Annotated in this window: 18 protein-coding genes and 1 pseudogene; 8 read left to right on the top strand and 11 right to left on the bottom strand. The window is 54.0% G+C overall.

Annotated elements, in window-relative coordinates; all coding sequences use genetic code 11:
• Nucleotides 1–189, top strand: a 189-nt coding sequence (locus BLV85_RS07265) for a transposase (RefSeq protein WP_143032299.1), incomplete at its 5' end; no start/stop codon positions are given.
• On the opposite strand, the gene BLV85_RS07260 is transcribed toward BLV85_RS07265, so the two are convergent.
• On the bottom strand, nucleotides 154–714 hold the full coding sequence (locus tag BLV85_RS07260) for an aldose epimerase family protein (RefSeq protein WP_090413769.1): 561 nt from the start codon (nucleotides 712–714) through the stop codon (nucleotides 154–156). The genes BLV85_RS07265 and BLV85_RS07260 overlap by 36 nt on opposite strands.
• A gap of 139 nt (nucleotides 715–853) precedes the next feature.
• On the opposite strand from BLV85_RS07260, the gene BLV85_RS07255 reads away from it, so the two are divergent.
• The 4 genes from BLV85_RS07255 to sucD all read left to right on the top strand — a co-directional run bounded on the left by BLV85_RS07255 (nucleotide 854) and on the right by sucD (nucleotide 7342).
• Complete coding sequence (locus tag BLV85_RS07255; protein WP_090413767.1) at nucleotides 854–3697, top strand: aconitate hydratase; 2844 nt, start codon at nucleotides 854–856, stop codon at nucleotides 3695–3697.
• A 540-nt stretch (nucleotides 3698–4237) separates the two neighbouring features.
• The gene (locus tag BLV85_RS07250; RefSeq protein ID WP_090413765.1) at nucleotides 4238–5188 is read left to right on the top strand and encodes an HpcH/HpaI aldolase/citrate lyase family protein; all 951 of its coding nucleotides are present in this window, start codon (nucleotides 4238–4240) and stop codon (nucleotides 5186–5188) included.
• A 62-nt stretch (nucleotides 5189–5250) separates the two neighbouring features.
• Nucleotides 5251–6426, top strand: coding sequence for a malate--CoA ligase subunit beta (locus BLV85_RS07245; RefSeq protein ID WP_090413763.1), 1176 nt, complete (start codon nucleotides 5251–5253; stop codon nucleotides 6424–6426).
• Between the two features lie 28 nt (nucleotides 6427–6454).
• Complete coding sequence (gene sucD / locus BLV85_RS07240) at nucleotides 6455–7342, top strand: succinate--CoA ligase subunit alpha (RefSeq protein WP_090413762.1); 888 nt, start codon at nucleotides 6455–6457, stop codon at nucleotides 7340–7342.
• 105 nt (nucleotides 7343–7447) lie between these two features.
• Here sucD and hemE read toward each other — a convergent pair whose 3' ends face one another.
• The 5 genes from hemE to BLV85_RS07215 all read right to left on the bottom strand — a co-directional run bounded on the left by hemE (nucleotide 7448) and on the right by BLV85_RS07215 (nucleotide 13990).
• Nucleotides 7448–8518, bottom strand: coding sequence for a uroporphyrinogen decarboxylase (gene hemE, locus BLV85_RS07235; RefSeq protein WP_090413773.1), 1071 nt, complete (start codon nucleotides 8516–8518; stop codon nucleotides 7448–7450).
• A 141-nt stretch (nucleotides 8519–8659) separates the two neighbouring features.
• On the bottom strand, nucleotides 8660–11425 hold the full coding sequence (locus tag BLV85_RS07230; RefSeq protein WP_090413760.1) for a valine--tRNA ligase: 2766 nt from the start codon (nucleotides 11423–11425) through the stop codon (nucleotides 8660–8662).
• 72 nt (nucleotides 11426–11497) lie between these two features.
• Nucleotides 11498–11896 (bottom strand): hypothetical protein, encoded by a 399-nt coding sequence (locus tag BLV85_RS07225; protein WP_090413758.1) that lies wholly within the window; start codon nucleotides 11894–11896, stop codon nucleotides 11498–11500.
• Nucleotides 11897–12050: 154 nt separating this feature from the next.
• Nucleotides 12051–12479 carry a DNA polymerase III subunit chi gene (locus BLV85_RS07220; protein ID WP_090413755.1) on the bottom strand — a complete coding sequence of 143 codons (429 nt, stop codon included), beginning with the start codon at nucleotides 12477–12479 and terminating at the stop codon, nucleotides 12051–12053.
• Between the two features lie 17 nt (nucleotides 12480–12496).
• On the bottom strand, nucleotides 12497–13990 hold the full coding sequence (locus BLV85_RS07215; protein WP_090413753.1) for a leucyl aminopeptidase: 1494 nt from the start codon (nucleotides 13988–13990) through the stop codon (nucleotides 12497–12499).
• 238 nt (nucleotides 13991–14228) lie between these two features.
• On the opposite strand from BLV85_RS07215, the pseudogene BLV85_RS07210 reads away from it, so the two are divergent.
• Both BLV85_RS07210 and serB read left to right on the top strand, forming a co-directional pair.
• Nucleotides 14229–15551 (top strand): annotated as a pseudogene (locus tag BLV85_RS07210) (sensor domain-containing diguanylate cyclase); the annotation flags it as partial.
• 294 nt (nucleotides 15552–15845) lie between these two features.
• On the top strand, nucleotides 15846–16676 hold the full coding sequence (gene serB / locus BLV85_RS07205) for a phosphoserine phosphatase SerB (protein ID WP_090413752.1): 831 nt from the start codon (nucleotides 15846–15848) through the stop codon (nucleotides 16674–16676).
• A 49-nt stretch (nucleotides 16677–16725) separates the two neighbouring features.
• Here the strand turns inward: serB and BLV85_RS07200 are convergent, their stop codons facing one another.
• The 3 genes from BLV85_RS07200 to tadA form a co-directional block, all read right to left on the bottom strand.
• Entirely contained in the window at nucleotides 16726–18336 is a 1611-nt protein-coding gene (locus BLV85_RS07200; RefSeq protein WP_090413750.1) for an NAD-dependent malic enzyme, read from the bottom strand.
• A 129-nt stretch (nucleotides 18337–18465) separates the two neighbouring features.
• On the bottom strand, nucleotides 18466–18945 hold the full coding sequence (locus tag BLV85_RS07195) for a L,D-transpeptidase (protein ID WP_090413748.1): 480 nt from the start codon (nucleotides 18943–18945) through the stop codon (nucleotides 18466–18468).
• Complete coding sequence (gene tadA / locus BLV85_RS07190; protein WP_090413771.1) at nucleotides 18942–19433, bottom strand: tRNA adenosine(34) deaminase TadA; 492 nt, start codon at nucleotides 19431–19433, stop codon at nucleotides 18942–18944. Before tadA ends, BLV85_RS07195 begins: the two co-directional genes overlap by 4 nt.
• Nucleotides 19434–19492: 59 nt before the next feature.
• Between tadA and prmB the strand changes: the two genes are divergently transcribed.
• A complete protein-coding gene (gene prmB, locus BLV85_RS07185) occupies nucleotides 19493–20419 on the top strand; it encodes a 50S ribosomal protein L3 N(5)-glutamine methyltransferase (RefSeq protein WP_090413746.1) in 927 nt (308 codons plus the stop codon).
• Between the two features lie 81 nt (nucleotides 20420–20500).
• On the opposite strand, the gene rluB is transcribed toward prmB, so the two are convergent.
• Both rluB and BLV85_RS07175 read right to left on the bottom strand, forming a co-directional pair.
• Entirely contained in the window at nucleotides 20501–21268 is a 768-nt protein-coding gene (gene rluB, locus BLV85_RS07180; protein ID WP_342707062.1) for a 23S rRNA pseudouridine(2605) synthase RluB, read from the bottom strand.
• Between the two features lie 180 nt (nucleotides 21269–21448).
• The gene (locus BLV85_RS07175; RefSeq protein ID WP_176973967.1) at nucleotides 21449–21772 is read right to left on the bottom strand and encodes a YbaB/EbfC family nucleoid-associated protein; all 324 of its coding nucleotides are present in this window, start codon (nucleotides 21770–21772) and stop codon (nucleotides 21449–21451) included.
• Nucleotides 21773–21776: the final 4 nt, after the last annotated feature.

The raw sequence follows: 21776 nt of genomic DNA, 5'->3' as shown, positions 1-21776 counted from the left end.
GCATTGTTGCTGAACTGGTTTCGGGCCAAAGGCCAGCTATCCAGTGGTGTTGTCGAGGGGTTTAACACGAAGGCAAAACTGACTACCAGAAAAGCTTTCGGATTTCGAACCTTTCATGGCGCAGAAATCGCATTATATCATGCACTTGGCGCGCTACCTGAACCGGATGTCGCCCACAGATTCTGCTGACGAGCCGAAATAGGTATGAAACGCCTGCGTAATCGAGAATGCCTGAGGACCAGGGTTGCGCGTGACAAGTTCCAAATTGAGGCTGTCGCTGATCGTAATTTCCAACCGTACAACAAAAGCACGCGGCCAGATGGCGTGTGTCTCTGACGTATCCGTCAGCGCCAACGTGACACGAATGGCACCCTCCTGCGTAATCGCTGTGCCAGCCACTTCCCACATCCGGTTACGTACAAAGCCATGGGCAGGCCGTCCCGACCCCTCGGGGTCCGGGCCGAACCAGGGCCAGCAGACCGGCGCCCCGCCTTTGATCGCTTTGCCCGGCTGATAATATGCCAAGTTGCTTAAAAACAACAAGTCCTCCGCCGCATGCCCGGGCTGAAAGGAAAGCACCTGGCCGGCGTAAACCGAAATCAATGCAGAAGCCTTGTCGCTCTGCACCCTGGCAAAAGGAAGCCCCCCCTCGCCCTCGATAAATACGATTTGTCCGGCAATGCCATGATCATTGTTCAATTGTTGGATATCCATTGTCTTCCCGTTTGAAATAAAAATTTGCTGGCGGCTTGTTTTCAGTTAAGCATTTTGTCGCGACCCGTGCTGAATGATAAACTCAATCGGTTATAGCATAAATACTTACTGCTAAAAGTTTCTCGTTCAAGGAACCACCATGACCCATAATTTATTCGATACATTAAAGACACTTAACCTTTCCAATGGTCAAGCCCGACAATTTTACGCGCTACCGGCACTTGAAGCGGCAGGACTGGGCGCAATTGCGCGCTTGCCTGTTTCCATTCGGATTGTCCTCGAATCGGTGCTGCGCAATTACGATGAAAAGAAAATCACCGAAGCACATGTCAGGCAATTGGCCGGCTGGCAACCTCGGGCACAACGCACACATGAAATTCCGTTTGTGGTAGCACGCATCGTCCTGCAGGATTTCACCGGCGTACCGCTACTGGTCGATCTCGCTGCCATGCGCAGCGCCGCCCAGAAACTGGGCAAGGATCCGGAATTGATCGAACCGCTGGTACCCGTTGACCTAGTGGTCGATCACTCGGTACAGGTCGATTACTACGGTGACCGCGAGGCATTGAAGCACAATATGGAAATCGAGTTCCAACGCAACAAGGAACGCTATCAGTTTATCAAGTGGGGCATGCAAGCGTTCGATACGTTCGGCGTTGTGCCACCGGGCATTGGCATCGTGCATCAGGTCAACCTGGAATATCTGGCACGCGGCGTGCACCAAAAAGAGGGCCTGGTATACCCTGATACACTGGTCGGCACTGATTCGCACACCACCATGATCAACGGAATCGGCGTAGTCGGATGGGGCGTCGGTGGGATCGAAGCAGAAGCAGGCATGCTGGGGCAGCCGGTTTACTTTCTGACGCCGGATGTCGTCGGTGTCAATCTGACCGGGCAACTGCGAGAGGGCGTGACGGCCACCGACCTGGTACTGACCATCACGGAAATGTTACGCAAGGCCAATGTAGTCGGCAAGTTCGTGGAATTCTTCGGCGAAGGTGCGGCCTCGCTCAGCCTGCCAGACCGCGCCACCATCGCCAACATGGCTCCGGAATACGGTGCCACCATGGGCTTTTTCCCGATCGATGACACAACCATCGAATACTTCCGGCAGACCGGCCGCACGGAGGCGGAGATCGATGCATTCGAATGCTACTTCAAGGCACAAAACCTGTTTGGCATGCCGCGTCAAGGCGAAATTGATTATAGCCAGGCACTGATACTGGATCTGAATTCGATAGTTCCCTCTCTGGCCGGACCCAAGCGCCCGCAAGACCGTATTGCGCTCCAAGACCTGAAGTCCAGCTTCACCGAACTATTCAGCAAACCGGTTTCGGAGAATGGCTACGGCAAGCCAGCCGATACATTGGCACAGGCTTTTAGCACGCGCGATCTTGCCCAAGCGGAAGCCGAGCTTTGCCTCACTCCCGACAGCAATCAGGACGAAGCATCACTGCCTCTCGGGAGTGCGCGCAATGTCGTGGAAATGGCCAATAATCATCCCACCCCTACGGCCGCCGCCGACCGCCCCTTGCCGCAAGCGATCGAATTACATCATGGTGACATATTGATCGCGGCGATCACTTCCTGCACCAATACGTCCAATCCTGCAGTGCTGATCGCTGCCGGATTATTGGCCAAGAAGGCAGTCGAAAAAGGATTGACCGTAAAACGCCATATCAAAACCTCGCTGGCACCCGGTTCGCGTGTCGTGACGGAATATCTGACTGCTGCCGGTCTGATGCCCTATCTGGAACAACTTGGCTTCAGCCTGGCTGGCTACGGTTGCACGACCTGTATCGGCAACTCCGGGCCGCTGCCGGCCGTGATCGAGGAAACCGTGGTCAAGGATGACTTGGTCTGTGCCGCAGTGCTTTCCGGCAATCGCAACTTCGAAGCACGCATCCATCCCAATATTCGAGCCAATTTCCTGGCCTCACCGCCTCTGGTAGTCGCCTATGCGATCGCTGGCAGCGTGCTGAAGAACCTGACCGCTGAACCATTGGGCCAGGATGCTGCAGGGCAGCCCGTATGGTTACGGGATATCTGGCCAAGCAGCGCCGAAATCGAAGCGATGATGAAATTTGCCACCCAGGCAGAAACCTTCCGCCGCCTGTACAGCGATTTCACCCGCGATCATCCGCTCTGGAATAATATTACCGCCGTGACCGGCAAGCTGTACGACTGGCCTGATTCGACCTACATCGCAGAGCCGCCATTTTTCGAGAACTTCTCCCTGGCAATTGACCGCGCCAACACCCCGAGCGAGATTCGACACGCACGCGCACTGGCATTGTTTGGCGATTCAGTGACGACCGACCATATCAGTCCGGCAGGCGCCATCAAGGCAACCTCTCCCGCTGGCCAATATTTGCTTGCCAACGGTGTCGCCAAGGAAGATTTCAACAGCTATGGCTCACGCAGAGGTAATCATCACGTCATGATGCGCGGCACATTTGCCAATGTGCGCATCAAGAATCTCATGATCCCGGGCAGCGAAGGCGGCATCACGCTCTATTGGAACAATGGCGATCGCCAGGGCACCCAAATGAGCATTTATGATGCGGCGATGCAATACCTTGAGCACGGCACCCCCACCATCGTCTTGGCCGGCAAGGAATACGGCACCGGCTCGAGCCGTGACTGGGCAGCAAAAGGAACGCAGTTACTCGGTGTGCGCGCAGTCATCGCCGAAAGCTACGAACGCATTCATCGCAGCAACCTGGTTGGCATGGGGGTACTACCGTTGCAATTCAAGGAGGGAGAGAGTGCCAAGTCCCTGGGTATCCAGGGTGACGAGCTGTTCGATATTGTTGGCCTGGACAACATACAGCCGCAACAGGAAGTCACACTGATCGTTCACAAACCGGATGGATCCAAGCAGGAAACCAAGCTGCGCTGCCGGATCGATACAGCCATTGAAGTGGACTACTATCATCATGGCGGCATCCTGCCTTATGTGCTGCGCGCCCGCGAATAACTTATGGCACGCATCTCAAGAACGAACAGGCAGCCTTGGCCTGGCAATCACAGTGGTGCAGACTGAAATATGCGGTTTGCAACAGGACAAGGCATATCTCTACTGCCATGGGTATGCCATGCCTGGACGTTTGATAACGCCGTCACGACTGGAAACTGGCCGGCGCCTTTCATGACATGGTCTGCAGGGTTCCCTGCCGGCCATGATATTTTGTGTGCGATTGATAGCGCCATGACCGGGATTGTAGCGAGGCAACTAGCTCGGAATAGCTGTTGCCATACAGCTTCTAACTGAAATAACCCTTGCCAATGTTATAATTAGCCCCGGATTGATCGATAAAGTCATCATATGATTCAAAAGCGCTTGTTCCCGCGCACTCTAGCTTAAACCCCTATGAAATAAAATCGTTTCCGGTTTTCGCATTGCGTACTTGGCAACCCTTTTCTGCATGGGGTCATGATCAAGTCATGGCATTCGCTTGTACTTTGCATGCAGCACAGAATTTATATATGACAATGTATTTAATATATTGGAGAAAAAATGAGCCATACACTGTATGAAACCAGCATCCAGCGTGTCCAGCGCTGTGAACTCGCGGTTCCCGGTTCCCGCCCCGAAATGTTTGAAAAAGCGTTGAAGAGCGGGGTAGATTTCATATTTCTGGATCTGGAAGATGCCGTTGCACCGGATGACAAGCTACAAGCACGAAAAAATATCATCGAGGCCATCAACGATCTCGATTGGAAAGGACATGGCGTCACGCTTTCTGTGCGCATCAATGGACTGGACACCCAATACATGGTACGCGATGTAGTCGATTTGGTCGAACAGGCCGGACACAAGATCGACACGCTTCTGATCCCTAAAGTTGGTGTTTATGCGGATGTCTACATGGTGGAAGCGATGCTCAACCAGCTTGAAATGCAGCAAGGACTCAAAAACCGGATTGGCCTGGAGGCACTGATCGAAACAGCGCTGGGCATGGCCAATGTCGAAGATATTGCGCGCAACGGAACGAACGGACGCTTGGAAGCATTGCATTTCGGAGTGGCCGATTATGCAGCCAGCAACCGTGCCCGCACCACCAATATCGGCGGACTCAATCCGGATTATCCCGGCGATCAATGGCATGCCGCCATCAGCAGAATGACAGTGGCTTGCCGCGCCTATGGCTTGCGTCCAATCGATGGTCCTTTTGGTGACATTCAGGATCCGGAGGGTTATAAACTGGCTGCCAAACGTGCTGCCGCACTGGGCTGCGAAGGCAAATGGGCAATTCATCCTACTCAAATCGCCCTGGCAAATGAGGTATTCACCCCCCCTTCAGCGGAAGTCGAGAAAGCGCAGCGCATACTCAGTGCGTTGAAAGAGGCCGCCGCACAGGGCAAGGGCGCCGCTTCGCTGGATGGCCGACTGATCGATGCCGCATCGGAGCGGATGGCCAATAATATCGTCAAAATGGCTGAAGTCATCGCTGCCAAGAATCGCTAACCAACCTGGTTTGGAACCCCTGCCAGGTTGCAGGTGTTTAAAGAAACAACGGGAGAAATAGATTGGATATACATGAATATCAGGCCAAAGAAATTTTGGCTGAGTATGGGGTCAAGATTGCCGAAGGTGGCCTGGCGCATACCGCAGAAGAGGCAGTTCAGCGTAGCCGGGAAATTGACGGCAATGTCTGGGTCGTCAAGGCACAGATTCATTCGGGGGCACGCGGCAAGGCTGGCGGAATCAAAGTATGCCGGACACATGAAGAGATCGAAGTGGCGGCCGAATCCTTGCTCGGCCAACGGCTGGTCACGCACCAGAGCGGGCCGGCCGGCAAGCTCTGCTCGAAGCTGTATATCGAAGCGGGAACCGATATTGCCAGGGAATTGTACCTGGCATTTATGATCGACCGCAGCCATGAGCGCGTGATCATGGTCGGCTCCGCCCAGGGAGGCATGGATATCGAGGCTCTGGCCGCCACCGATCCCGATGCCATAAAAAAAATATTCATTGAACCCGCTGTCGGATTGCAGGACTTCCAGGCAAGAAAAATGGCGTTTGCATTGGGATTGGGCGAGGAGTTGCTCAACCACGCCGTCAAAACCATCAAGAGCTGCTATCGCGCTTTGCGTGATCTGGATGCCAATATTCTCGAAATCAATCCGCTGGTCGTTACCCGTAGCAACGAGCTGATCGCACTCGATGCGAAAATGAGTTTTGACGAGAATGCCATGTTCCGCCGGCACCGCATTTCCGAATTGCGCGACAACACCCAGATCGATGCGCGCGAAGTTGCCGCAGGTGAAGCTGGCCTGAGTTATGTCGGACTGGACGGTGATATTGGCTGCATGATCAATGGGGCGGGACTTGCCATGGCAACCATGGACATGATCAAACTCGCTGGCGGGGAACCGGCCAATTTTCTGGATGTCGGCGGCGGCGCTTCGGCTGAGCGGACGGAGAAAGCTTTCCGGCTGGTTTTGGCCGATAAGGGCGTCAAAGCGATGCTGGTCAACATTTTTGCCGGCATCAACCGCTGTGACTGGATTGCCGAAGGTGTGGTGCAAGCGGTCCGGAACATTGGCATGAACGTTCCTCTGGTGGTCCGCCTCTCCGGCACCAACGTCGAGGAAGGCCGTCGCATCATCGCCGAAAGTGGCTTGCCGATTATCACTGCTGAAACTCTGGCGGATGCCGCCGAGAAAGTCGTGCAGGCACGCAATCAAGTGGTGGCAGGCTGACTGAACACGAACAAAAAGGAATAGAAAAGTGGCAATTTTGATCAATGAACAAACACGAATCATCGTGCAAGGATTCACCGGCAGAATCGGTACATTTCATGCTCAGGAAATGATTGAGTATGGCTCCAATGTGGTGGGCGGCGTCACGCCGGGTAAAGGTGGACAAACCCATCTGGGATTGCCGGTATTCAATACAGTCAAGGAAGCGGTTGAGCAGGTGGGCGCCGAGGCGAGCATTGTATTTGTTCCGCCTGCTTTTGCGGCGGACTCGATCATGGAAGCAGCCGATGCGGGTATCAAATATTGTGTATCGATTACCGATGGCATTCCTACCCAGGACATGATGACCGTGAAAAGCTTTCTGCGCCGTTTCTCACTGGAAAATCGAATGATGCTGACCGGACCCAATTGTTCCGGCACCATTAGCCCAGGGCGCGCGATGCTCGGGATTATGCCTGGGCATATCTACATGCCTGGCACAGTGGGCGTGGTCGGCCGCTCCGGTACACTGGGCTATGAAGCGGCCGACCAGATGAGACGATTGAATATCGGCATATCGACATCTGTCGGGATTGGTGGAGACCCCATCATTGGCAGTTCACATCGGGATGTGCTGGAAAAACTGGAACAGGATCCCGAAACCAAGGTGGCCCTGATGATTGGCGAGATTGGCGGCCCAATGGAAGTGGAAGCCGGTATATTCGCCAAGGAAAATATGAGCAAGCCACTGGTCGCCTATATTGCGGGACTAACAGCACCGGCAGGTCGGCGCATGGGGCATGCCGGTGCAATCATCTCCTCTGCCGGCGAAAGTGCTGCAGAAAAAGTAGCGCGGCTGAAAGAACTGGGCGTTACCATTTGCCCGACACCTTCATTGATGGGCCAAACCGTAGCTGAGGTGTTGGCCAAGCTCTGATGCACCACACACTCCCGGCCACACCGGGAGTTTCATCTGTGCAGCACCACGCAAGCGCTATCCTGCGGTAGCACTTGCCTCTACCATGACTGCTGCATCAGCTATCTATTGGCTGGTGTGGTATTTGGCACTCAAGGCATGAACAGCTTCAACCAGTGCCAGCGCATGTTCTGGCGGCGTGAACTGTGAAATCCCATGCCCGAGATTGAAAACATGCCCATGACCATGGCCATAGCTTGCCAAAACTTTTTCAACTTCGGCAGCGATGATGTCCGGTGAGGAAAATAAGACGGCTGGGTCAAGATTACCCTGTAAGGCAACCTTGCCTTGCACACGCCGGCGCGCCTCGCCGATATCGATGGTCCAATCCAGACCCACCGCATCGCAGCCGCTTTCCACGATGGATTCCAGCCACAACCCACCTCCCTTGGTAAAGACGATGTTCGGGATGCGCACCCCATCATGCTCGCGCTTCAATCCAGCCAAAATATGCTGCATGTAGTGCAATGAAAATTCCTGGTAAGCCGCATGCGATAATGCACCGCCCCAGCTGTCAAAAATCATGACGGCTTGCGCGCCGGCTTCTATCTGGGCGTTGAGATAGGCAGTCACTGCGTTTGCGGTCACTTCAAGGATATGGTGCAATAGGTCAGGCCGCGCATAAAGCATGGTTTTGATCTGACGGAAATCGCTGCTACTGCCGCCCTCCACCATATAACAGGCAAGCGTGAAAGGACTGCCGGAGAAACCGATCAAAGGCACCTGATTGCAGAGTGCCTTCCGTATTTGCGTGACAGCATCCAGCACATAACGCAAATGCGTATCAGGATCAGGCGCAATCAACGAACGAATTTCCCATTCCTCGCGCAACGGACGCTCGAAACGGGGCCCTTCGCCCTCGGCAAAATACAATCCCAACCCCATCGCATCGGGAATGGTCAGAATATCCGAGAACAAAATTGCCGCATCCAGCGAGAACCTCGCTAGCGGTTGCAGTGTGACTTCGGTTGCTAAATTCGGATTCTTGCACAAGGAAAGAAAATCACCCGCGCGTGCGCGGGTCTGATTGTATTCAGGCAGATAGCGTCCGGCCTGGCGCATCATCCAAACAGGCGTGTAGTCGGTCGGTTGACGCAACAATGCCCGGATAAAAGTGTCATTTTCTGGTTTTGCCATCATCTAATATGTATAAAGTTTTTGAAAATAATTTTCTGGAGCAGGGATTCGCCCATTATCCTACAAACCCTGCCCTGAATAAGAGAGAATGCGACACTTCACTGGACGCGGCTTCCTAGCATGATGCAATATCAAGCATGATCAGCGCAGTTTTTGCATCTGCTGATTCAACTTTTCCAAGGTTTCGCTAAACACAGCCAGTCGGTCTTTTTCTTGCTGGACCACCCGCTCCGGTGCACGCTCGATAAAACTTGGATTGTCCAATTTGCCACTGGCTTTACCGATCTCGGCTTCCAGTCGGCGTATTTCCTTATTGAGGCGCTCACGCTCTTCAGCTATGTTCACCTCGATTTTGAGCATTAATTTAAATTCCCCGGCAATAGCAACCGGGGCATCGGTGTCCGGCAAGCCAGCTGGCAGAATATCCACTTCAGACAATTTCGCCAATGCCAGCATGTAAGGTGCAAAAACTGCCAGAACTGTAGGTTCACCTTCTATTAGCAGCGGCACCCGCTCGGCAGGAGACAGCTTCATTTCCCCGCGCAGCGTGCGACAGGCATTGATAAGTGCCTTGAGCAGCTGGATGGCATCATTGGCCTGTTCATCGACGCGTGTGAAATCAGCCTGTGGATACGGTTGGCGCATGATGCTTGCACCCGACTTGCCAGCCAGCGGCGCTACCGCCTGCCACAGCTCCTCGGTGATGAACGGAATGATCGGATGTGCCATGCGCAACATCGCCTCCAGGACACGCACCAGCGTACGCCGGGTAGCGCGCTGCTGGGCGGCATCGGCATCATTCAACTGCACTTTGGCCAGTTCCACATACCAATCGCAATATTCATCCCATACCAACTCATACATCTCGCGCGCGGCCAGATCAAACCGGTATTCGCCAAATGCCTGGGTCACTGCTTGTTCTGCCTGCTGCAAGCGCCCGATGATCCATTTGTCAGCCTGCGAGTAATGCAGTGGCAAGCTATCATCCAGTCCGACATCCTGGCCTTCACAGTTCATCAGTACGAAACGGGTAGCATTCCACAGTTTGTTGCAGAAATTGCGATAGCCTTCACAGCGCTGCAAATCGAATTTGATATCACGTCCATGCGAGGCCAGGCTGGCAAAAGTGAAGCGCAGGGCATCGGTACCAAACGCAGGGATTCCTTGCGGAAACTGTCTACGTGTAGTTTTCTCGATCGACTCGGCTTGCCGGGGATTCATCAGACCGGTCGTCCGTTTCTCGATCAGCTCCGGCAGCGTAATGCCGTCTATCAGATCGAGTGGATCTAGGACATTGCCCTTGGATTTACTCATCTTCTGGCCTTCTGCATCGCGGATCAAACCCGTGATATAGACTTCCTGAAACGGCACCTTGCCGGTAAAGTGCAGCGACATCATGACCATGCGCGCCACCCAAAAGAAAATGATGTCGAATCCGGTCACCAGCACCGAACCGGGCAGGAATGTTCTGAGCTCAGGCGTATCTGTCGGCCAACCCAGGGTCGAGAACGGCCACAGCGCCGAGGAAAACCAGGTATCCAGCACGTCTTCATCCTGCCGCAGCACATGCTTGCCCGAAAGCTGCTGCGCTTCCTCGAGGCTGTGCGCGACTGTCACATTGCCATCTTCGTCGTACCAGGCCGGAATCCGATGCCCCCACCACAGCTGGCGTGAAATGCACCAGTCCTGGATATTCTCCAGCCACTGGTTGTAGACATGCGTCCAATTCTCCGGCACAAACCGGACCTGGCCCCGATCAACTGCTTCAAGCCCTTGTTTAGCCAGTCCTGCCATCGACAGATACCACTGGTCGGTCAGCAGCGGCTCGATGACAGCATTGGTGCGATCCCCGCGCGGCACCATCAGTTTGTGGGGACGGGTTTCGACCAGCAGGCCCTGCGCCTGGAGATCGGCGATCACTTTTTTTCTGGCCTCAAAACGATCCATCCCCTGGAAAGCGACTGGCGCACAGTCATTGATCTTGCCGTCCAGCGTAAAGATATTAAGCGCCATCAATTTGTGCCGCAGTCCCACCTGATAATCGTTGAAATCATGGGCAGGCGTGATCTTTACGCAACCGGTTCCGAAATCAGGATCGACATAGATATCCGCAATGATCGGAATGGTCCGTTCTGACAATGGCAGCCGCAAGTGCCGCCCGATCAGATGCCGGTAACGCGCGTCCTCCGGATGAACCGCAACCGCCATATCCCCGAGCATGGTCTCAGGCCGTGTCGTGGCCACGATCAGGCCGCCTGTCTTGCCCCCTTCCTCGGACGGTTCGGACGGTTCGAACGGATAACGGATATGCCAAAGCGACCCATTTTCCTCGGTCGAGATCACTTCCAGATCGGATACAGCGGTTTGCAGGACAGGGTCCCAATTGACCAGACGCTTGCCCCGATAGATGAGCCCTTCCCGGTACAAGCGCACGAACACTTCGGCGACCGCCTCGGAAAGAGTTTCATCCATGGTGAATCGCTCCCGCGACCAGTCGCAAGAGGCGCCCATGCGGCGCATTTGCCGGGTAATAGTCGAGCCGGAAGCGTCCTTCCATTGCCAGACCCTTTCGAGGAAAGCTTCACGGCCGATCTGGCGGCGGTCTCTGCCTTCCTGATCCAGTTGACGCTCGACCACGATCTGGGTCGCAATCCCAGCATGATCGGTGCCAGGCTGCCAGAGCGTATTGTCGCCCAGCATGCGGTGATAGCGTATCAATGCATCCATCAAGGTATGCTGAAAAGCATGCCCCATATGCAGGGTGCCGGTAACATTGGGAGGCGGCAGCATGATGCAATAAGCCGCTGCATCGGTTTGCTGATTTGGTTGGAAATAACCAGCCGTTTCCCAGGCTGCATACCAGCGGGTTTCGATATCTTTTGGATCAAAGCTTTTTGAAAGTTCCATGGTAGTCAGGCAAGTAAATGGACCGCGGGGGTAAAACCGGCCATTATAGCGAATGAGAAAAAAGTTTACGGCTTAAAAATTCTTGGGCAGCCGTTTTGCCAGCGCCTGCAGCAAAGTTAGCCGCTCGGCGGGATCGAGGTGGATTTGCGCTTCCCTGATGGCAGCATCGAACGCGAAACAGAGCAGCTCGGAAATTTCGGACTGCGCCGGCCAGGCATTAATGGACAAAGTGACCCGATCTGTCAAAACAGGCACCTGGCCAGTGTCCGATGCAAAGCCGTCGATAGCCTGGGAGGGGTCAGACGGGTCGGACAAAATAGCGACAGCATCGGCATGTCCGGATGCAGCCGGTTCCACGGCGCGCATCAACGAGGATGACTCGCGCCGATGTCTGCGCAACATCGAATCAAGTTTATCCAACAGAATCTCGTCTTCCACTTCCAGAGATTTGTCGGGCTGGGTATCTGTCATGAATAATCAACTCCAGCATCTTGGGCTGGGCATATGGCAGTCAAACAACATTGTCCAAAATTCACGCCATTAACTTACTTTGACGCCACAAATCATATTGGCCCGCCAGCATGTGCTCTCGGCAAACACAGCCTGCCGCCTGAAGCATTATCGTCTAGCTCAGGTCAAGCCGGTGATGCCGCACAGCATGCCCTTGCTCTTGATAGAACCGGTAACGCTGGCGTGCGATTTTTTTATCGCTCGCCTCATCGACGATCTCGACAATTCGCGAGAATTGCTCGCAGGCCGGTGGCACTGCTTCATCGAGGTTGACCAGCACGTCAAATCCACTTCCTTCAGCCACGAGGGTGCGATAATCACTCAAAATGACTGGCGTCATAGCGGCCAACTGATCGCCTGCCCTGCAATGCGGCACGAAGCTGGTCGGCGAAAAGGTCCAGAGCAATTTATCGAACTGATCGGCCAGCGAAGCATCCGAAACCAGAACGAGCGTTCTCAACCCTTGTTGCACCGCTTTTGCGCAGAGGCGGCATGCAATCAGCAATCTATCGGGCGCGCCCGTATAGAAATCGATTTGTTTCACCAGTCATTCGGACCAGGTTATTTCTGCTGGGCGCGGGCAACCAGGAACTGTGTCAATAATGGCACAGGGCGTCCGGTAGACCCCTTATCCTGACCAGATTTCCAGGCTGTCCCGGCAATGTCCAAGTGCACCCACTGGAACTTCTCGGTAAAACGGGAGAGGAAACATGCCGCCGTAATCGCCCCCCCCCAGCGGCCACCGATATTGGCCATATCGGCGAAATTGCTTTTGAGCAGATCCTGATACTCCTCCCACAACGGCAGCTGCCAGGCACGGTCCGACACCTGTTCACCCGCCTGGAGCAAATCCTGCGCAAGCTGTTCATTATTGCCCATCAAGCCGGTTACAACATGCCCCAGCGCAACTACGCAAGCGCCGGTCAGGGTCGCGATATCGATCACGGCCTCCGGTTTATAGCGTTCGGCGTAAGTCAGCGCATCGCACAGGATCAGACGGCCTTCCGCATCGGTATTCAGGATTTCGATGGTTTGCCCGGAAAGACTGGTTACCACATCACCTGGTTTGGTTGCATTGCCGCCAGGCATATTTTCAGTGGCGGGTATGATGCCGACGACATTGATAGGCAGCTGCATTTCCGCAACCGCTGTCAATGTACCCAAAACACTCGCTGCGCCGCTCATGTCGTATTTCATCTCGTCCATCTCGGCTGCCGGTTTAAGCGAAATGCCACCGGTATCGAAAGTCACCCCCTTGCCGACCAGCACGATCGGTTTTTCCATTTTCAGCTGGCCACGGTATTCCAATACGATCAACTTGGCCGGTTGACGGCTCCCTCGCGCCACCGCCAACAATGCACCCATGCCCAGTTTCTCCATGTCTTTCTCTTCCAGCACGGATAATTTCAGCTTGAATGCCTTGGCCAGATCCTTGGCCTGCTCGGCCAGATAGGCTGGCGTGCAAATGTTAGGCGCAAGATTGCCCAGGTCTTTGGTTACCTTCATGCCCTGAGCGGTGGCCACGCCTTGCCGCAATGCTGCTTCGGCTGCCGTCTGCGAGGATTTGTCGTTGACGGCGATCACCACTTTGGCCAATGATGGCAAATGTTTCTCGGGTTTGCTTTTCAGGCGATCAAAGCGATAAATGCTCTCTTCTGCCAGCACAACAGTCTGAAATACACCCCAGGCAAAATCCCGTTGCCTGACGGGCACATCTAACAGGTAAATAGCCGCGTCTTTGGCACCAGTTTGGTGCAGCGTTTTGAATCCTGCCCGCACGGCCCCGAGGAATGCTTTTTCTCCGTATGTTTTTTCCTTTCCCATCCCTACCAGCAACACGCGTTTACTGGCGATATTCGGCACGCCATGCAACAACAAAGTCGTGTTTGCCTTGCCATCCATATCCCCCTGTCCGGTCACTTTACCCAGGTAACCCTTACAGGCATCATCCAATTGCCTGGCTGCTTCACTCAATTTTCCGGATTCGAATACGCCCACCACGACACAGTCACCCCGATACTTATCCGGGCTGCCGGATTTGATTGCAAAGTCCACGTTTCACTCCTGTTTGTATGTAGGAATTATCAATTTAGATAGATAGATAGATAGCGAGTCGGATTAGCGCTGCGCTGCTCACAGCAAGTCCAAGAAAGCCGAGTGGCCAATTATTTGCGGAAAACATACCTTGAACTCCTGTCAAACAACCCTGTTTTTCCATTCCTTTTTCTGGATCTTGGCTTGGCCACATCGGATATAATCATCATTATTCAGGGAAAATCAGAAAAATCGACAGATGCTCTGTTTAAGTCGCCAACCGAAGGATAGTATGAAGGAAATTTTGCTTGAACAATTGCAGTTCTGCTCCAATCTGCCGAGCCTTCCTTCGGTTGCGCTTAAAATCATCGATTTGGCAGGCAAAGCTGATACCAATCTTACCCAACTTAATCATTATATCTCACTCGATCCCGCGCTCGCCGCCAAAATTGTCAAAACGGCCAATTCCCCTCTGTACAAATCCAGGCACCAAGTCAGCAACATCAGCCAGGCAGTAAGCATGCTGGGCATGCACGGTGTCATGACGATCGCATTATCTTTTTCGCTCATGGAATCGCTGTTGCAACATACCAGGAACCATCTGAATCCCGCCAACAGCAGCAGCTTCTGGCGACGCTCGATCACATCGGCACTGGCTAGCCGCACGCTTGGCAAACGCATTCAGATGAACAACCTGCTGGATGATTTGTTCCTAGCCGGATTGTTGCAAGATATCGGCATCCTCGCGTTTTATGCCATTCTGCCCGAAACTTACCCGCAAATCTTTTCCTCTTCTCCGGATCATGATGCGCTTTACAAAGCTGAAAAAGAAGCTTTCGGCCTTGGGCACAATGAACTGGGTGCCGCCTTGCTGGGCCGCTGGAAATTGCCGGCATATATAGCCGAAGCATGTGCGAACAGCCACGATCAATCAAACCTTGCGCAACCAGGCATCAACGAATGTATCGCCGCATCCGGCTGTGTAGCCGATTATTTTTTGGCACCCGGCGAGCAAAAGCATATCGACACGGCCATCCAGGCAGCCAAAGCCTACCTGGGTCTCGATGGCCACGCCCTGATGACAGTTTTGGAGGACATGAAAGATGAATTGCATCATGTTGAGGAACTGTTCGAAATCTCGATCATCAGTCCGGCGCAATTGAATGGCATAATCGAAGCGGCCAGGGAACTGCTCACCATGCGCACCTTGATCAAGGTGCGCGAACTGGAAGACAGAGTCCAGCATGACGGACTGACCGGCGCGCACAACCGGGCCTATTTCAACGACACCTTCCAGCATGAATTTCTGCACTCGAATCAAAACGATTCACCACTGGCACTGGCCATGATCGACATTGATAAATTCAAGCTTGTCAATGACACCCATGGACACATCACCGGCGACGGCGTGCTGGTCGCTGTTGTCAAATCCATTGCCAGTCAAATTCGTCAAACAGATATTCTCTGCCGCTATGGCGGCGAGGAATTCGCCTTGATTCTGCCCGGTACCCATCGCATAGCGGCCCATGCTATCCTGGAAAGGATAAAAGCCAATATCGCAGCCATTGCTTACGAACTTGACTCGGGCTGTATAATCCATATCACCGCTTCGATTGGCTTGGCCGTCAATATGGGCCAGACGCCCACTTTTTCCGCTCACCGGGATATGTGGAGGCTGCTGATTGCGCACTCTACGCAGCCAAGCATGGCGGCCGCAACCAGATCATGGAGTGGAACCCCTCGCTGGTTACACACGCTAAAACCTAGGAGGCTATTCTTGGACAGTCTCCTGGCATTTGCCCGGCATATCGATTATTCTTCCGCCGGCGGAAGTGGCCAATCTATTATTAACTCACTATCAAGCAGAATAAATTTAATGAATCTTATCATTCAAGGACTGGATATCCAGAACAGTGATTTACGGGCTGTGGCCAAACTCGCCCAGGTCAGTCAGATAGAGCGCATTACCGGAGAAGCCTTCAGACTGCTTGAAGCACAACCGCATCCCGATATCCCGCAATATTGCAATGAAGCGGATCTGGATTACGCCTTTGTGCAACCTGGCAAAAAACTGACAGATTTTGGCCTGGTTGCAATGGATATGGATTCGACACTGCTGGCCATCGAGTCCATCGATGAAATCGCAGCCATGCACAATGTCAAACCGCAGGTTTCAGAAATCACCTTGAGCACCATGCGAGGAGAAATCAATTTTGCCGAAAGCCTTACCCGCCGCACAGCCCTGCTCGCAGGGCTGGCGCAAGAAGCGCTGCAACAGGTTTATGACGAGCGCTTGCGCCTGAGCCCGGGGGCCGAAAAAATGTTGCAGAAAATGCAAGCTGTCGGCATCAAGACCATGGTGATATCAGGTGGATTTACCTTTTTTACCGATCGGATTAAAACCCGGCTCGGACTGGATTATGCTTTCGCCAACACGCTCGATATCCAGAACGGTAAACTGACTGGCAAAGTGCTCGGCAGCATCATCGGCGCATCAGGCAAGGGAGAAGTATTAAAACAAGTACGTAACTCGCTCGGCCTCGAGAAAGCACAGGTTATCGCTATCGGGGACGGTGCCAATGACCTGAAAATGCTGGAAGAAGCGGGTGTCGGCATCGCTTTCCGGGCCAAACCGATCTTGCAGGAAAAAGCCACTTTTTCGATCAATCATGTTGGCCTGGATGGCATCATTCATTTGTTTGAATAATCCTGGCGGGTATCAGTACCGCTTGAGTCAAGCTTAAAAAACCCCAGGCTCAATAGTCGGGCTCGTACATCAGAGTACGCACATATGCTTCCAGATCATCAGGCAAATTGGCTGTTGCCAGCCCTTCTTGCTGCGCGACGTGACAGACCGCGATCGCAATGGCCTGTGAGACCTCCCTCACCCGGGGAAGTGTTGGATAAATCGCCCCCCGCTCGATCTCTTCGGGCGATACCATCGCTGCCAACACCTCAGCTGCGGCGAGAAACATGCGCTCGGTCACGAGGGTTGCGCGGCAGGCCAGCATACCCAGTCCGATGCCTGGAAAAATATAGGCATTATTGCCTTGCGCGGGATGAAAAATTTTTTCTCCCATCGTCACGGCTGGGAACGGACTGCCGCTGGCGAAAACGGCCCGTCCGTCGCTCCAGCGGCAAGCCTGTTCCGCCGTGCACTCCGTATGCGAGGTTGGATTGGAAAGCGCAATAATGACTGGGCGTTCCTGGTATTGCGCCATTTGATGGATGACCGCCTCGCTGAACGCCCCTGCCGCTCCCGTGGCACCAATCAAGACATCCGGCTGCAGACGCTCAATCGCTTCGAGAAAACTGGCGGGCGCCTGCTCCTGGATGAAGGGTTGTATATGTGCTTTATGTTTGGCGCGGGCGGTGACCACCAGCCCCTCCCTATCGACAAAAGCAATTCTGGCCCGTGCCACCGCTTCACTGAGGCCGGCCGTCTGAAATGCCGACAGCATCAGCCTGGCGATGCCGGTTGCAGCAGAACCGGTCCCCAGCAACATGATTTTCAGATCGGCGAACTGCTTGTGCGTGATTCTGCAGGAAGCGTGGACACCTGCCAGCGTAACCGCGGCCGTACCCTGGATATCATCATTGAAGCAACGCACCTGCTTGTGGTAGCGATCCAGCAAGACAAAAGCATGTTCACTACTGAAATCCTCGAACTGGATCAATGCGTCCGGGAATTTATGCCGGACCGCCTGCACAAATTCATCGACCAGCGACAAATAATCCTGCCCGGCCAGGCGGGCATGAGGATAACCAAGATAAAGCGGATCATTCCTCAGTTCTTGATTATTGGTACCGACATCCAGCATCACCGGCATACAATGGGCAGGATGAATCCCGGCGCAGGCAACATACAAGGCGATTTTTCCAATCGGAATGCCCATGCCGTTCGCGCCCAGATCGCCCAGCCCCAGAATGCGCTCCCCATCGGTCACCACGATGATACGCACATCGGTTTCGGGCCAGTTTGCGAGCAAGGATGCGACCCGACCTCTATCCTCAGGGGTGATATACAACCCCTGAGGCTTTCTGAAAATATGGGCAAACTCACTGCATGCCTCTCCGACCGTGGGCGTATATACAAGCGGCATGATCTCTTCGATGTAATCGATCAGTGTCCGGTAAAACAAACGCTGATTGCGCTCGAGCAGACTGTTCAGAAATATATATTTTTCTATATCGCTGCGCTTTCCCCGCAAGTTACCCAATACACGTTGCTGTTGATTTTTGATATCCGCTACGCTATACGGCAGCAAGCCCTGCAGTCCGTAACGCATGCGCTCCTCGCGCGTGAATGCAGTGGATTTATTTTGTGCCGGATCATCCAGCAACGCCTTCCCATGCAACGCTTTCATCGCCTTTGCTCCTCACAATATCGATCTTCTGGTATCTATCTGCTCACCACTACAACACCGGGCCCTGCCGCACCATCATGGTGCTGTCTCTATTCAAAATAGGCCAACCGTGCGATGGGATAATATCGATCAGGGCTGAATTGCCACAGCCGTCCCTACGGGCACGCGCTCGTATAAATCCAGCAGATCGTGATTATGCATCCGTATACAGCCGATCGATCCTGGCTGGCCCATCTGCGCGCTGTCGGGACTGCCATGAATATAGATATAGCGGCGCATGGTATCGACCGAGCCCAGCCGATTGAAACCCGGTTCATAGCCAGAAAGCCAGAGGATGCGCGTGAGAATCCAGTCCCGCCCTGGATAACGCGCGGCCAATTCCGGGGTATAAATTTCACCGGTCGGACGACGCCTGACAAACACGGTGTTAAGCGGCTGATTGGCACCAATCTTGGCACGGATGACATGTTTCCCCAATGGGGTCTTATAACTGCCGCGTTCCTGCCCGACACCATTCTTCGCCGAAGAAACAGAATATTGCTGGATGATCTGCCCCGCCGCATCCAACAACGTCAATTGCTGCAGTGAAATGCTGACAACTATGCTCATTCCGCTACACATCCTTTTCCTCTACGCTTGATCATAAAGAATTGTTTCAACAAGGCACTGGCCTCCTGCGCCAGAACACCCCGACTGACCGTCAAGTGATGATTGAGCCGGGTTTCGGCGGGCAAATTCAGTATGCTGCCACACACACCGGTTTTGGGATCATCTGCCGCATAAACCAGTCGCCTGATTCGCGCATGAAAAATCGAACCGATGCACATGACACATGGTTCGAGCGTGACATAGAGCGTACAATCCACTAAACGGTAATTGCCCAGCTGCCTGGCGGCATCGCGCAGGGCCATGATTTCAGCATGCGCGGTTGGGTCAGTTGCCGTGATCGGGCGATTATGCCCCCGGCCTATGACTTCGCCATCCCTGACCACCACTGCGCCGACCGGGATCTCTCCCTTTGCCTGTGCTTGAAGAGCCAGCTTAAGTGCATCACGCATAAAAAATTCATCTTCGGACGGGTCCGGCTGCCAGTTCATCCATTCTCCCATCGGTTTTTTGTGCTAAATTGCCTTATCCATAGTAGCCATCCAGAATTATGACTTTCACCAAACCATCGCATCACACAACTCTCCACCAAGCCAGGGAGGAGCTACGCAGCTTGCGCGACATGTTGCGCTTTGCCATCAGCTATTTCAACCAGACCGATCTTTTTCTGGGACACGGCCTGCCGACCGCCTACGACGAAGCCGCCCATCTGATCCTGCACAGCCTGCAGCTGGCCCCCGACCAGCTGAATATGTTTCTGGATGCCAATCTGACTCGCCACGAACGCGCTCAAATCACGCGCATCCTTGAACGGCGGGTCGAGGAAAAAATTCCGGCGGCTTACTTAACGCATGAGGCCTGGCTGGGAAATTTCAATTTTTATGTTGATGAACGCGTCATTATACCGCGCTCGTTCATCGCTGAATTGCTGGAGACCCGGCTGTCGCCCTGGATAATGGATCCCGACACGGTGGAGGCCGCACTTGATCTTTGCACCGGTTCTGGCTGCCTGGCGATTGTGCTGGCGCATGCTTTTGAAAATGCCCAGATCGATGCCGTCGATCTATCCAAGGATGCCCTGGAAGTTGCGCAGAAAAACGTCACCAACTATGACCTGTCCGACAGAATCCGTCTCATTCACTCCGACCTGTTCAGCGAACTGGCGGGAAAGCGCTACGACCTCATAATCAGCAACCCGCCTTATGTCAACGCGGCATCCATGGCCACACTCCCCGAGGAATACCGCCATGAACCTGAAATCGCCCTGGCTGGCGGCCAGGATGGACTGGACATCATCCGCAGAATTTTTGACGAAGCCGGCAGACACTTGACTGAAAATGGCTTGCTGATTATGGAAATTGGTCACAACCGAGAGGTGCTGGAGCAAGCGTTCCCACGGCTGCCCTGCACTTGGCTGGAAACCAGCGGAGGGGATCAGTTTGTCCTGATGGTCAAGCGCGCAGAGCTACCTGCTTGAAGGCATTGCGCACGCATGTGGATCAACACTATTCGTCCCCGCCAAGCGGGGCTTTCCGGCCAGGGCGAAGCGCCACAGTGGCTATTGCACCAACTCAAGCAAATGCTTGATCTCGGCATCCGTCAACTCCAACCACTGGCCGCGTTTGAGTCGCGGAGGTAGCTGGATGGGGCCAAACCTGACACGTATCAAGCGGCTGACGGTCAAGCCCAGCGCTTCAAACATCCGGCGCACCTCCCTGTTTCTGCCCTCTTTGAGCGTGACGCGATACCAATGATTGGTGCCCAGCCCTCCCTCATCAAACAGTCGCTCGAATTTCGCCAGGCCATCCTCCAGCTCGATCCCCGTAGTCAGCTGCGTGACTTGCTCTGCATTCAGTTGTCCGACGATGCGTACTGCGTATTCCCGCTCCATTTGGAAACGTGGATGCATCAGGCGATTGGCAAGCGCGCCATCGGTCGTGAAAATCAATAAGCCGCTGGTATTAAAATCCAGCCTGCCGATGGAAATCCAGCGCGAAGACTTCATACGAGGCAATTTATCGAAGACCGAGGGTCTTCCCTGAGGATCCTGCCAACTGACAATTTCACCCTCCGGCTTGTGATAAATAATGACGCGCGGCAAGCGCTCGCCCATTCTGATGCGGATGATTTTGCCGTCAACCCGCACCAAATCATCGAGCCCGACCCGGTCGCCCAGCTGTGCGGTGACACCATTGATAGTGGCTCTGCCGGCAGCGATGATTGCCTCCATTTCGCGCCTTGATCCCAATCCGCTTTGGGCCAGCAGTTTTTGCAGCCGACAAGCCGCCATCGGTGCCGTGAGGCTGGATTGGGCAGATGTGGCCACCGGCTCACGCCTGCGCCGGGGCTGATGTTTATGTGATCGATTAACCGGCATAAGTATGAATATCAGAATTGCTAACGATCACCCGTTTGGTGTCAACGTCAAAAGGGCGCCGGGCCCGGTCAGAAACCTGTCGGCACCAAACGCAGCCTATGTAAAAAATTGATGAACCGAGTAGTCGCGTCAGAAAGGAAATTTCATGCCCGCTGGCAGGCCCAGGCCACTCGTCACACTGGCCATATTTTCCTGTGTCGTCGCTTCCACCCGGCGCACCGCATCGTTGACAGCAGCCGCAATCAAATCCTCCAACATTTCCTTGTCGTCACCCATCAGGCTCGCATCGATATTGACCCGTCTCACATCGTGGCGACAGGTCATGACCACTTTGACCATGCCGGCTCCAGCCTGCCCTTCAACTTCTATCGAGGCCAGCTTTTCCTGCATCGCTTTCATGTTTTCCTGCATTTGCTGCGCCTGCTTCATCAAATTACCCAGATTGGCTTTCATCACT

This window comes from Nitrosomonas halophila, from assembly GCF_900107165.1.
Lineage (GTDB): Bacteria > Pseudomonadota > Gammaproteobacteria > Burkholderiales > Nitrosomonadaceae > Nitrosomonas > Nitrosomonas halophila.
Note: the sequence above shows the minus strand (reverse complement) of the source record. Positions and strands in the feature narration are given on the sequence as shown.

What these genes read in the sequence shown, in the direction of transcription:
- serB (WP_090413752.1), top strand. Translation starts at nt 15,846, where the DNA reads ATGAATCTTATCATTCAAGGACTGGATATCCAGAACAGTGATTTACGG.
- BLV85_RS07200 (WP_090413750.1), bottom strand. Translation starts at nt 18,336, where the DNA reads ATGAAAGCGTTGCATGGGAAGGCGTTGCTGGATGATCCGGCACAAAAT.
- tadA (WP_090413771.1), bottom strand. Translation starts at nt 19,433, where the DNA reads ATGAACTGGCAGCCGGACCCGTCCGAAGATGAATTTTTTATGCGTGAT.
- BLV85_RS07260 (WP_090413769.1), bottom strand. Translation starts at nt 714, where the DNA reads ATGGATATCCAACAATTGAACAATGATCATGGCATTGCCGGACAAATC.
- BLV85_RS07250 (WP_090413765.1), top strand. Translation starts at nt 4,238, where the DNA reads ATGAGCCATACACTGTATGAAACCAGCATCCAGCGTGTCCAGCGCTGT.
- hemE (WP_090413773.1), bottom strand. Translation starts at nt 8,518, where the DNA reads ATGGCAAAACCAGAAAATGACACTTTTATCCGGGCATTGTTGCGTCAA.
- BLV85_RS07255 (WP_090413767.1), top strand. Translation starts at nt 854, where the DNA reads ATGACCCATAATTTATTCGATACATTAAAGACACTTAACCTTTCCAAT.
- BLV85_RS07225 (WP_090413758.1), bottom strand. Translation starts at nt 11,896, where the DNA reads ATGACAGATACCCAGCCCGACAAATCTCTGGAAGTGGAAGACGAGATT.
- BLV85_RS07230 (WP_090413760.1), bottom strand. Translation starts at nt 11,425, where the DNA reads ATGGAACTTTCAAAAAGCTTTGATCCAAAAGATATCGAAACCCGCTGG.
- BLV85_RS07195 (WP_090413748.1), bottom strand. Translation starts at nt 18,945, where the DNA reads ATGAGCATAGTTGTCAGCATTTCACTGCAGCAATTGACGTTGTTGGAT.
- prmB (WP_090413746.1), top strand. Translation starts at nt 19,493, where the DNA reads ATGACTTTCACCAAACCATCGCATCACACAACTCTCCACCAAGCCAGG.
- BLV85_RS07175 (WP_176973967.1), bottom strand. Translation starts at nt 21,772, where the DNA reads ATGAAAGCCAATCTGGGTAATTTGATGAAGCAGGCGCAGCAAATGCAG.